The following is a 13,003-nucleotide window of genomic DNA, read 5'->3' as shown; positions in this document are numbered from 1 at the left end:
ATTGATATTTCAGGTTTATCAGACGGTTACCATCATCTCGCTGGTTTTATCCACCGACACAAACAAAATGAATTTACTTATTACTGTGTTTCGATCCAAGTCAAAAGCCAAGAATTAAAAGGCCATTGGAAAAAGTTTTATCATATTCCCATTCAAAAACTCAAATTAATTTACAAAGAATGCCTGCAAAAAAACCAAACACTTTATGCTTTTACAGCAGATACGGAATTTACTTACTATGAAATTCAAAAAGGATTCAACTACTATTTCAACTGCTCCTTTACGGAATACGAACAAAAATTAAAAATGTTGAAAGCAGCTGCGAATAATTGGATGATTAATGCTTCCCAATACACTACACATTCAAAATTTACAACTCAAAAACCATTAGACACATCCATCAACAAACGATACGACGAACCTTTATAACCAAATTGTAATGCTATGATCAATTATCAAAAACTATTATTTCACCTGGAACAACAAGGACGTAAACATATTCACCCGAATTACACTTTTCAAAAAGAGGATTTCCCATATATTGTCCGTTTAGCAGCCTATTTCCTAAACGACGAAGAAAAATGCAAGGAGTTAGCAATAGACCTAGACAAAGGAATTTTATTGACTGGACCTATCGGAATCGGTAAAACAACTTGGTTCAGATTAATGCAACGCATCATGGTCAAAGAACAAAAGTTCTTTTACACAACGTGTAGAGATGTATCATTTGAATTCATCAAAGAAGGGTACAACACCATCGACAAATACAGCAAAGGAATCCCTTTCGATTTCCCCATGAAAAACATTTGCTTTGATGATCTAGGTACAGAAAACAACATCAAATATTTCGGGAACGAATGCAACGTCATGGCAGAAATTATCCTTTCTCGCTACGACCTCTTCATGAACCTCAACATCAAAACCCACATCACAACCAACCTCTCCGCTTCCGAAATCGAAAAGTATTACACCGAACGTGTACGCTCTCGCCTTCGTCAGATGATGAATGTACTTTCTGTTCCTGCGGATAGGAAGGATAAGAGAAGTTAAATACAATATGATCTTTTCAATAAATTATTATATTCGTGTAAAGTATTTGTATTATGAAAACTTTCATTTTAGATATCATTTCAAAAATAACTTCATATTCTAAAGAGTTAGATGATAAATCTTTGATTATAAATAAAAAATGGATATTAGTAGATGAATCAGACGAAAAATCCTCGTTTATTTTTAGAGAAAATAATCAATTATTAATATCTGAAAATGGAATTATTCAAAAATCAAGTTGGGATTATATAACAAATGATTTGGTTTCATTAGAAATTAAGAATATAAACTACCTTTTTACACCTTCATTTTTAGATGAAAACCTGTTTATTTTAAAATTAGATGGAAGAAATGAATATGTAGTATTCATTAATGAAAATAAAGTTCAGGGAATTATTAATTCTCTTCAACAAATTAATGATTTTATTGATTATAAATACATTAAAAATAATACTAGTGAAAAATCCTTTAAGAATGAAAATATTGTACGTCCAGATTTTTATTTAAATACTATTAATACGTTAGATGGAATTCAGTTAAATATAAAAACGAAATTATCTATAGGATATACTATAGGTGATAAAGTTTTTATTAATGATAAACCAGCTCCAACAGGTAAATATAAATTAGGATGGTTAGATTATTTATACGTAAAAGATGGTGAAATTTCTAGTTTATAAATTATTTTAATCATCTTCAACTCCCCAGTTGAGTTTTTTTATTTAATACTTTCCTAATCTCTGCAATTCTATTGCACACTTATATCTTTACTTTGCCGTTCGAAGCAATTTTTATTTTATTAAATTTACAACTATTCATATTCGTTTATGGCTGTCAACAAAAACGCATTAATCAGATACAAAACATTAGACCAATGTTTCAGTAATCCATACCGTAAGTTTTATATCAACGATTTGATCGAAAAATGTAATGAAGTCTTGTCTAATCATTACGGTGAAGAAACATCTGTTTCTCGTCGTCAAATTTTATATGATATGGAGTTTATGGAAAGCGATGCAGGATATGAAGCACCTATCATTGGAATAAAAGACGGCCGTAAAAAATTTTACCGTTATGAAGATCCTAATTTTACAATTCAAAATAAACCATTAAACCAAGAAGAACAACTAGCCTTAGAAAATACGTTAGAATTACTTTCTCGTATGAAAGGGATTCCTGGGATTGATGCAATAGAAAATATTGAAGCTAAATTAAATGAAGTGAAAGATAACAAAGGCAATCAAAAATTAATTTCATTCGAGGAAAGCGAATTTTTGATAGGATTAGAACATCTAACACCCTTATATAATTTCATCAAAAACAACCAAACAATCAAAATAGTTTATCAATCATTTAAAACAGAAAATGAACAAGAATTCTGTATTTCACCTTATCACTTAAAACAATTCAATAAACGTTGGTTTTTATTTGGGTGGAACCATAAGGATCAATACCTTCAAAATTTGGCATTAGATCGAATTCAAGGGATCGAAATTAATAAGGAAACTTACATTCCAACAGAGGTGGATTTTGATGAGTATTTTGAGGATATCATTGGGGTTACAAATAATATAGAGAATAAACTTGTTTCTGTTAGGATAGAGCTGTCAGATCATATCATCCCCTACATCAAATCAAAACCGATTCATGGTTCTCAAAAAATAGCAGAGAATAGATTACAAATTAAAGTTAAGTTAAATTACGAATTAGAATCTTTAATTCTTTCGTATGGCGAAAATATGAAAGTAATAGAACCAATAGAATTAGTTCAAAATTTAAAATCAAGAATAGAAAAATTAAAAGATTTCTATTAATGCAATTAAGCTGCATAGATCAAAACTAGTTTGCAAAATAATCTTTTAAAAAAATTCAAATCATGAAAACAAAAAGAGAACATTTAGCAAACTTTCATATTGCAGGACTTACATTTTACGAAGCTGCATTATGTTTCAAAAAACTAAAAGTTGGAACAGAACTTAGGTTAGAATTAGAAACCGAAAATAAATTCGATGCCAGAGCCGTAGCTATATATTACAAAGATTACAAATTAGGTTTTGTACCACGTACCGAAAATAGAGTCTTTTATAAATTGCTTACGATGAACTATAATAAAATCTTTGACGCAGCGATACAACAAATAGATCCGACCGAGCATCCAGAACAACAAATTCGTGTGGTTGTGCATTTAAAACATAATAATCCAGAAAATATCTAATCAGTCGCAAACACTCATATACTATGCATTTTTATCTATCTTTACCCTTCAAACTTTTACCATGTTCACACAAGAATTACAGTCTAAAATAGACCAAGTTTGGTTAGCTTTTCACAGTGGAGGATTATCAAATCCTTTATCTGTTATTGAGCAAATCACTTTTTTACTTTTTATCAAACAATTAGATGAGTTACAGAATAGAGCCGAACAACAAGCTATTATTACAGGTAATACATCAAACTACATATATACAGACGAAAACCAAGATTTAAGATGGAGTAACTTTAAGAATGTTTCTCCTGAAGAAATGTATAAGCTTTTCCAAAAAGAGAATGGAGTCTTCGACTTTATGAAAAACTTTGGAGGGAAAAGTACTGCCTTTTCTAAGTTTATGAAGAATGCCAACTTTATGATTCCTACTGCTCGCTTATTAGCACAAGTGGTTGAGATGTTAGATAAAGTGGATATGGATGACAAAGATACCAAAGGTGATGTCTACGAGTATATGTTAGGCAAAATTGCTTCAGCAGGAAGTAATGGACAATTCCGTACACCAAGACATATCATCAAAATGATGGTAGAAATGATGAAGCCTACTCCTGAAGATACCATTTGCGACCCATCATCGGGAAGCTGTGGATTTTTAGTTGGTGCTGCAGAATATCTACAAGAAAATTATAAAGAGGATTTGCTAAAACCTGAAGTACAAAAACATTACTTAAATGAAATGTTTACAGGAATGGAGTTTGATCCAACCATGATTAGAATTGGGGCAATGAACTTAATTCTACATGGGATTGAAAACCCTCAACTAAAAGATGTAGATTCTTTATCACAAGCTAATGCAGATTTTGAAGAAAAAGTTTCTTTAATCTTAGCTAATCCTCCGTTTAAAGGAAGTTTAGATAAAGATGCTGTAGACGAAAAAGTGATTGCGTTAGTCGATTCTAAGAAGACAGAATTACTTTTTCTTGGTTTAATGCTAAAAGGACTGAAAGTTGGAGGTCGTTGTGCTGTAATTATTCCTGATGGTGTATTATTTGGTTCTTCTACTGCACATAAAAAGATTAGAAAAGAAATTGTAGAAAACCAAGCCTTAGAAGCAGTGATTTCTATGCCAAGTGGTGTGTTCAAACCGTATGCAGGTGTTTCTACTGCCATCTTAGTGTTTACAAAAACCAATGCAGGTGGTACAGAAAATGTATGGTTTTATGATATGAAAGCAGATGGGTATAGTTTAGATGATAAACGTGCACCTGTTAAGGAAAATGATATCCCAGATATTATTACAAGATTCCATACAAGAGAGAACGAAGTTGATAGAGCAAGAACGGAACAAAGTTTTTGTGTACCAAAAGAAGAAATTGCAAAGAATGCGTATGATTTAAGTATTAACAAATACAAAGAAGTAATCTACGAACAAAAGGTATATGCTAAACCTGCGGATATTATAGCTTCTATACAGCAATTGGATAAGGAAAGAAATGATTTAATGGTAGAATTATTAAATCTAAAATAATGTTTAAGACTGTAGAATTAGGTGAAGTTTTAAATTACGAACAGCCTACAAGATATATAGTAGAAAGTGATATTTATAACGATGAATATGATGTTCCTGTATTAACAGCAGGTAAATCTTTTATCTTAGGTTATACTAATGAAAAAGAGAATATTTATCAAAATTATCCTGTAATTATTTTTGATGATTTTACAACTGCAACAAAGTATGTAGATTTTCCATTTAAGGTGAAATCTTCTGCAATGAAAATTTTAAGTTGTGATGAAAATATAGCTGATATTAAGTTCTTATTTTATTTAATTCAAACTATTAAAATAAATTCTGAACAACATCAACGATATTGGATTTCTAAGTTTTCAAAAATCCAAATCCCCCTTCCACCATTAGCAACTCAAAAAGCAATTGCAGAAAAGTTAGACAAAGCAGATGCTTTACGCAAAAAAGACCAAGAACTTTTAAAGCAATATGATGAGCTAGCACAATCTATTTTTATAGAGATGTTTGGTGACCCTGTACATAATGAGAAAGGGTGGGATTTAATAAATTTTGAAGAAGTTTTAAAGTTAAAAAGGGGATATGACTTACCAGTTCAAGATAGAAATCAAAATGGTAATATACCTGTTTATGGCTCAAATGGAATTTTAGATTATCATACAATTTCAAAAACTAACAAGCCTTGTATTGTTACAGGTAGATCAGGTACAATAGGGAAAGTTCATAGAACTGAACAAAATTGTTGGCCTTTAAATACTACATTATATAGTTATGAAATTTATGATAATAACATTACTTATTTAGAATATCTATTAAATAATCTAAGAATAGATAGATTTGCTCATGGGGCAGGTGTTCCTACTTTAGACAGAAAAATAGTTCATAAAGAATTCATACCTAATATTAAAGTTGAACTCCAAAACCAATTTGCAGAAAAAATCAAGAATATAGAAGCGCAAAAAGAATTGGTGAAGAAACAAGCTGAAGCATCAGAAAACTTATTCCAAGCCTTGTTACAAGAAAGTTTTAGCTTCACATAAAAAAGCAAATAAAATTACGTAAATACGCAAATGTTTTATTTTAATCGTGCAAAAAATTGCACGATTTTTTTTTATATAAACTCTTGATAGTAGAGCATTTGTTGTTGTTGTTTGGCAAATAATTATTTTTTTATTGGCAAATAATTGTTTAATTTGGTGCAAATAATTTTATCATGTCAGCAACGTTTAGTCCTTACGAATTAAGTCTAATTCAACCAGATTTCGATTCGCCTCTTACCGACCTCATCATAGAGTTAGAACATTTACGTAAAAAAGACCTTGGTGGTTCTACACATCCTGCTGTTTTTTTTCAGTTAAAAAGTATTTTTCATTGGTTAGAAAGTATGGGATCTGCAAGGATTGAAGGAAACAATACAACAATTGCTGAATATGTAGAAACCAAAATTGATGATTCTCCAAGAGCGCTAACGTCAAAATTATTAGAAATAGATAACATTGATGAAGCAATGGAGTTTATAGAAGACAAGGTAAAAGAATATCCTATCAACAGAATAATGATTAGCGAATTGCATAAAATAGCTGTTAACAATTTACCTCCTCCACCTTATGGTGAAGGCGATTTAACACCTGGAGCATATAGAAATCATTCTTTAAAAATTAATAATTCTACCCATTTGCCACCAGAACCTTATTTGGTAGAAAGTTATATGGAAGAATTATTTTCGTTTATCAATTCAGAAAATTCAACCAAATACGATTTGTTAAAAGCAGCAATTGCGCATCATCGTTTTGTTTGGATACATCCTTTTGGCAACGGAAATGGAAGAACAGTACGCCTTTTTACTTATGCTATGCTTGTAAAAAGTGGACTTAACATAAATGCTGGTCGTATCATAAATCCAACTGCCGTTTTTTGTAGTAACAGAAACATATACTACGATATGTTATCAAAAGCTGATACAGGAACAAAAGAAGGAATCTTAGAATGGTGCGAATATGTATTGAGAGGATTAAAAGAAGAAATAGAAAAAGTAGATAAATTATCTGATTATAATTACCTGAAATCTAAAATTCTTATTCCTGCAATTAATTATTCTTTAGAAAGAAAATTTGTTACAGACGTAGAAGCAAAAATTCTAAAAAAAACGGTAGAATTACAAGTCATCAAAAACGATGATTTAAAAGATATTTTATCGAATAAAAACACTTCTCAAATTTCTAGAGAAATTAAAAAATTAGTTGATAAAAAGATGCTGATACCAGAAGAAGAAGGTGCAAGAAGATATATTTTGATGTTTCAAAACAATCACCTTCTAAGAGGAGTTATACATTTGTTAGATATAGAGGGGTTTTTACCAGTTAATGATAATTAAAACAACATGAGTAATTTTTATAATTATCCTACTGAATTCGAATTTGTTATTTCATCTGCCAAAGAAGCAGAAAAATACATCTACGAGAATTTAGACATTGCAGGTTTATATTTGAGGAAAACATTAGAAACGTGGGTAAACTTTATCTACGAGAGTGAGCCTACTTTGCGTTTGCCTTATGACACTTCCATCAATTCTTTGATGAAAGAACCTGCCTTTATAGAAATTATAGAAAGTCCAGAACTGTTGTCTATGATGCACGCTATTCGCCAATTAGGGAATAAAGCAGTGCATAATACAGGTAAAACCAAGATAACAGAAGACCAAGCTTTACATGTTTTGCAACTTTTGCATTCGGTTAGTTATTATTTAATGACCTTATATAGTGGAGATGTTGTTAGCAAACCTCTTTTTCAAGAAGATTTAATTCCACAATCTTTTTCTTCTCAGGTGAATGAGCAAAAAAAGATGATTCAACAACTGCAAGAAGAATTAAATGCAAAGACAGAACTTGAGAAAAAACAAAAAGAGGAACAAGAAGCTTTAGAAGCCAACAGAAAAGAAACGCAACAACAAATATTACCACCTGCCGATCCTAATGAAGCCAAAACAAGAGAACTTCTAATTGATTATATGTTAGAGGAAATGGGTTGGGATATCTCTCAAACCAATGTCAAAGAGTTTCGTGTAGAAGGTATGCCAAACAACAAAGAAGAAGGTTTTGCAGATTATGTCCTTTGGGGAGATAACGGAAAGCCTTTAGCCGTTGTAGAAGCAAAAAGAACATCAAGAGATATAAATTCAGGCAGACATCAAGCCGAATTATATGCCAAATGTTTAGAAAAAACTTTTGGTCAATTACCAAATATCTTCTTAACAAATGGGTACGAAATTTCTTTTTACGATTGGTTTTACCCAATTAGAGAAGTTCAAGGATATTATACCAAAGATGAGTTACAACTTAACATTCAAAGAAGAACCAATAAGCGTAATCTAAATGAAATGCCTATTGATGAAGATATTACCAATCGTTATTATCAGATAGAAGCCATAAAAGCTGTTGCCGAAAGATTTGAAGACAGACACAGAGGTGCTTTATTGGTAATGGCAACAGGTACAGGAAAAACAAGAACTTCTGCTTCTTTGGTAGATGTGTTATCAAAAGCCAATTGGGCAAAGAAGATTTTATTTTTAGCAGATAGAACAGCTTTAGTTACACAAGCCAAGAACAACTTAAACGATTATTTGCCTAATCTTCCTTCTGTAGATTTACGAGAAGAAAAAGAAGATGTAGGAAGTAGAATTGTGTTTTCTACCTATCAAACGTTAATCAATTTAATAGACGAAGATAAAACAGGAGATACTCGCACTTATGGAGTTGGACATTTTGATGTGATTATTTTTGATGAAATTCACCGTTCTATTTACAACAAATACAAAGCAATTTTTAATTATTTTGATGGGTTAAAGATTGGTTTAACTGCAACTCCTGTCGATTTTTCAGAAAGAAATACCTACGAATTATTTGGATTAAATGTAGGTAATCCTACTTACAATTATGATTTAGATAAAGCCATAAAAGATGGTTACTTAGTACCTTACAAATCTTTTTCTGTTCAGACAAAATTTCAAAGAGAAGGAATTAAATATAGTGAATTATCTCCCGAAGAACAGAAAGAATACGAAGAAGAATTTGCAGACCCTATAACAGGAGAATTTCCTGATGAAATAGAATCTACAGCTTTAGACCAATGGATTTATAACACCAATACTGCTGATGCTATTTTAGAGTATCTGATGGAGCACGGAATAAAAGTAGATGGTGGTAATAAATTAGGGAAGACAATCATCTTTGCTAAGAAAAATAAACACGCAGAATTTTTAAGACAAAGGTTTAATGCTACTTATCCTGAATATGGAGATCAATTCTTAAAAGTAATCGATTATACGGTAGAATACAGACACGACTTATTAAATGATTTCAAGATTAAATACAAAAATCCTCAAATAGCTTGTTCAGTAGATATGCTAGATACAGGAATTGATGTACCTGAAATTGTAAATTTAGTGTTTCTAAAACCTGTAAAAAGTAGAGTGAAATTCTGGCAAATGATTGGTAGAGGAACTCGTTTATGTGAAAATCTATTTGGTTTTGATGAACATAAAAAAGATTTCTTAATCTTAGATTTCTGTCAAAATTTTGAATTCTTCGAAGAGAATCCAAAAGGAATAGAACCTGTAAAACAAATGTCTTTAGCTGAAAGAATTTTCAGAATCAGACTGAATCTTGCACAAGTTTTATTAATTCAAGAAGATGAAGAATTAAAAGCTTTAGGCGAAGAATTATTAGCTTATGTTCATCGACAAGTTGTAAATATCAACAATGAAAAGAGATTAAGCTTTGTCGTAAAACCTTATCTAAGAACTTTAGATAAATACCAGGAAAAAGAAAAATGGTATGACCTGTCTAAGGCTGATACTTATGAGTTATTAAATGAGTTAGCACCTTTAGTCTTTGAAAAGAGTCAAGATACTTCTGCATTATCTTTTGATTTGATGATGTTAGATTTTATGACAGCTAATCTTAATGGAGAAAGAAGACAAGTTTATTTAACAGAAAAAGTCATAGGAATATCAAATAAATTAAAGAAGCAAACTTCAGTTCCTCAAGTAAAAGCAAAGTTGAATACCTTAAATCATATTACACAAGAGGATTATTGGAGTGATATGAGTGTATTAGGTTTAGAACATATAAGAGTTGAACTAAGAGATTTGATAAAGTTTTTAACAGAAGAAGCGAAGAAAATAGTAACTACAAGCTTCGAGGATAATATAATCGCTGTTAATGAATCACCTGAAATCTATGAAGCACATTCTTTTGATAAGGAAGCTTACAAAGAAAAGGTGGAAAGATATATCAAAGAGAATCAATTTGATTTAACGATAGATAAAATTAAAAAGAACATCAAGATAACTCCTGCTGACTTAACCTATATAGAAAGCTTCTTATTTGAGAAAGGAAGTCTAGGGTCTAAGTCATTATTCCAAGAGGTCTATGGAGATAAGCCATTAGGTGAATTTATACGTTCAGTGGTAGGATTAGATAAAGTTGAAGCACAAAATGCATTTTCTAAGATGGTAAATTTTGCAAATTTAAATACTCAACAAATTCAATTTATGAATTTAATAATAGATTATTTTGCTGTTAATGGAGTGATGGACTTAAACCAGTTATTTAATTCACCTTTTTCTGATGTGTATTCAGGAGGAATGATTCAACTATTTGGTCAAGAAGTATCAACGAAGATAGCAGGTACGATCAGAGAAATAAATGATAATTGTGTTGCGTAAAATTAGATAACATATATTTTAAATATAAACCTCAACAGAAAACCTGTTGAGGTTTTTTTATGAACTAATATTTTAAAAATGTGGTTTATTTTTTAATAAAAACATCTATGCAAATAGACTGCACTGATGAGCTGTAAACTTGCAATAGAAATTAATTAGCGTTTAAAACTAAATTCAAATAACGATGAAAAAAATTCTATCATTAGCTGTAGTTCTACTATCAATTAATATGTTGTATGCTCAAGAAAAAATCGAACAATTAACATATGAGAATACACAAGATATAAACTACTTTAATACCGTTAAAAATGGTACAGAAGTTACTCAATATATTACCAGTAGTAAAAATACTGTAAGTATTGGCGATACTTTAATTTTAGGTTCTCCTACGTCCGAAGAGATTAGAACAAAAACTGTAGCTGGTTCTTATGGTAATCAATTAAGAGGTGGTATAGGACAATCTAGAGGTGTTTCAAAAAAAACTTACGAATTTATACAAATGGGAAGACCTGCTGGTTTTGGTAATATAATGGCTGCAATGAATGGTGATGCTCCTAGTATGGCTGATAATAGTTTTAAAAATACGAAAGTCATTGTTAAAGAGATAAAAACGTTTCACAGAGGGAGTAAAAATAAACCTTTATATGTAGTAATGGTACTAGGTGAAATAAATGGAAGAGCATTTGGTGTTAATAAATATTTAAGTGTCATGGATTCAGAATTAGCAATAGAGTCTGGTGAAATACTATTAAAGAATAGAAAAATGACTCGTGAAGAAGCTATCGAAAAACTTAAAGAAGCTAAAGGATTAATGGAAATTGAAATGATGACGAAAGAAGAATTTGATCAATTAAAAGAAGAGTTAACTCCTATTATTAAACAATAAAAAACAATTACCAAACCTTAACTCCTTAGTTGAGGTTTTTTATTAATCCCCTCGTATAATTTTCATTCCCCATTAAAGAAATTTGTATCGAGAAGTAAGACGATAAACAGAATAAAATTATTTTTGAGTTATTTTATTGACACAAAAAAACCTCGAAAATAATTTTCGAGGTTTTGTATTTATTATTGAAATGATCTTCTTATTCTGCAATACTTGGAACTGAAATCAATTCGTTTGTATCAGCATCATAATCGATTTCATCAAAACTAAATCCAAACAATTGTAAGAACTCATCATGATAACCTTTGATATCAGAAATTTCTTTAATATTCTCAGAAGTTACAATTTTCCACAAATCATCCACTTCTTTTTGTACATCTTCACGCATTTCCAAATCATCAATACGAATACGTCCATTTTCATCCAAAGGAACTTCTCCATTTGCAGTATACAAGCGCTCTGCAAACAAACGTTGCATTTGCTCGATTGTACCTTCATGAATTCCTTTTGCTTTCATTACTTTGTACAATAACGAAATATATAATGGCACAACTGGAATCGCAGAACTAGACTGTGTTACCAAAGCTTTGTTTACAGAAACGTAAGAAACACCATTTAAATCTGCTAATAATTCGTTGATAACAGGAACCGTTTTTTCTAAATCGTTTTTAGCCATTCCAATCGATCCATCTTTGTAGATTCTATGCGTCAATTCTGGCCCTATGTATGAATAAGCAACAGTTTTTACTCCTTCAGCTAAAACACCAGCAGCTTTCAAATCTTCCATCCAAAATTTCCAATCCTCACCTCCCATTACAGCAATTGTATTATCAATTTCTTCTTGAGATTCAATCGGATCAATTGTAATATCTGTAACTTCTGCTGTATGAAAATCTACTGTTTTATTTGTAAATGGTTCACCAATTGGTTTAAGAACTGATGAATACGCAACACCTGTTTTTGGGTGTGTACGACGAGGCGAAGCTAAACTGTAAACTACTAAATCTACTTGACCTAAATCTTGTTTGATTAAATCAATCGTTTGTTGTTTAATCTCATCAGAAAAAGCATCTCCATTAATACTTTTTGCATACAAACCAGCTTCGTGTGCTTCTTTTTCAAAAGCAGCTGTGTTGTACCAACCCGCAGTCCCCGGTTTTCTTGGCGCAGCAGGTTTTTCAAAGAAAACACCTATTGTTGCAGCATTATATCCGAAAGCAGCTGTAATACGAGATGACAGACCAAAACCTGTCGAAGCTCCAATTACCAATACTTTTTTTGGTCCTTCGGCTGAAATATTTTTTGATTTTACGTACTCAATTTGATTGTGAACATTTTTTGCAGTTCCCTCAGGATGAGTCGTAATGCAAATAAAACCTCTTGTTCTTGGTTGAATAATCATTATACTTAATTTAGTCGCATAAATTTATAAAATAAATTCTATATAACGAAACGATCTTTTTGTACATAAAATCATTCTATTTTTGAGATAATTAATAGGAAAACTGATTTCAATTTCCTATATTTACGATTACTCAAAACCTACTAACCTATGAAAGATATTCACATGGGCTCTTTAATCAAAAAAAGAGTCGACGAACTTGGAATTGATAT

10 protein-coding genes and 1 pseudogene are annotated in these 13,003 nt (G+C 30.9%); 10 read left to right on the top strand and 1 reads right to left on the bottom strand.

Features of this window, described 5'->3' with window-relative positions; all coding sequences use genetic code 11:
* From B2X73_RS03895 to B2X73_RS03850, 10 genes and pseudogenes are all read left to right on the top strand, one after another.
* Nucleotides 1–429, top strand: a pseudogene (locus B2X73_RS03895) (hypothetical protein); the annotation flags it as partial.
* 15 nt (nucleotides 430–444) lie between these two features.
* Nucleotides 445–1,050 carry an ATPase gene (locus B2X73_RS03890; RefSeq protein WP_291095784.1) on the top strand — a complete coding sequence of 202 codons (606 nt, stop codon included), beginning with the start codon at nucleotides 445–447 and terminating at the stop codon, nucleotides 1,048–1,050.
* Between the two features lie 53 nt (nucleotides 1,051–1,103).
* Nucleotides 1,104–1,730: a hypothetical protein gene (locus B2X73_RS03885; protein ID WP_286475131.1), complete on the top strand. Its 627-nt coding sequence runs from the start codon at nucleotides 1,104–1,106 to the stop codon at nucleotides 1,728–1,730.
* Nucleotides 1,731–1,877: 147 nt separating this feature from the next.
* Nucleotides 1,878–2,864: a helix-turn-helix transcriptional regulator gene (locus B2X73_RS03880; RefSeq protein WP_291095782.1), complete on the top strand. Its 987-nt coding sequence runs from the start codon at nucleotides 1,878–1,880 to the stop codon at nucleotides 2,862–2,864.
* A gap of 62 nt (nucleotides 2,865–2,926) precedes the next feature.
* Nucleotides 2,927–3,265, top strand: a complete 339-nt coding sequence (locus tag B2X73_RS03875; protein WP_121935438.1) for an HIRAN domain-containing protein — start codon at nucleotides 2,927–2,929, stop codon at nucleotides 3,263–3,265.
* Nucleotides 3,266–3,326: 61 nt separating this feature from the next.
* The gene (locus B2X73_RS03870) at nucleotides 3,327–4,784 is read left to right on the top strand and encodes a type I restriction-modification system subunit M (RefSeq protein WP_291095780.1); all 1,458 of its coding nucleotides are present in this window, start codon (nucleotides 3,327–3,329) and stop codon (nucleotides 4,782–4,784) included.
* On the top strand, nucleotides 4,784–5,818 hold the full coding sequence (locus B2X73_RS03865; RefSeq protein ID WP_291095777.1) for a restriction endonuclease subunit S: 1,035 nt from the start codon (nucleotides 4,784–4,786) through the stop codon (nucleotides 5,816–5,818). Before B2X73_RS03870 ends, B2X73_RS03865 begins: the two co-directional genes overlap by 1 nt.
* 173 nt (nucleotides 5,819–5,991) lie before the next feature.
* Nucleotides 5,992–7,152, top strand: coding sequence for a Fic family protein (locus B2X73_RS03860; RefSeq protein WP_291078557.1), 1,161 nt, complete (start codon nucleotides 5,992–5,994; stop codon nucleotides 7,150–7,152).
* A gap of 6 nt (nucleotides 7,153–7,158) precedes the next feature.
* Nucleotides 7,159–10,503, top strand: coding sequence for a DEAD/DEAH box helicase family protein (locus B2X73_RS03855; protein ID WP_291095775.1), 3,345 nt, complete (start codon nucleotides 7,159–7,161; stop codon nucleotides 10,501–10,503).
* Between the two features lie 184 nt (nucleotides 10,504–10,687).
* Nucleotides 10,688–11,389 (top strand): hypothetical protein, encoded by a 702-nt coding sequence (locus B2X73_RS03850; RefSeq protein WP_291077408.1) that lies wholly within the window; start codon nucleotides 10,688–10,690, stop codon nucleotides 11,387–11,389.
* A gap of 199 nt (nucleotides 11,390–11,588) precedes the next feature.
* Here the strand turns inward: B2X73_RS03850 and fabV are convergent, their stop codons facing one another.
* Entirely contained in the window at nucleotides 11,589–12,791 is a 1,203-nt protein-coding gene (gene fabV, locus B2X73_RS03845) for an enoyl-ACP reductase FabV (RefSeq protein WP_286495398.1), read from the bottom strand.
* Nucleotides 12,792–13,003 lie beyond the last annotated feature (212 nt).

It is taken from the genome of Empedobacter sp. UBA7252 (assembly GCF_002472765.1).
Lineage (GTDB): Bacteria > Bacteroidota > Bacteroidia > Flavobacteriales > Weeksellaceae > Empedobacter > Empedobacter falsenii_B.
The sequence above is the reverse complement of the archived record's forward strand: the minus strand, read 5'-3'. Positions and strand labels throughout refer to the sequence as shown.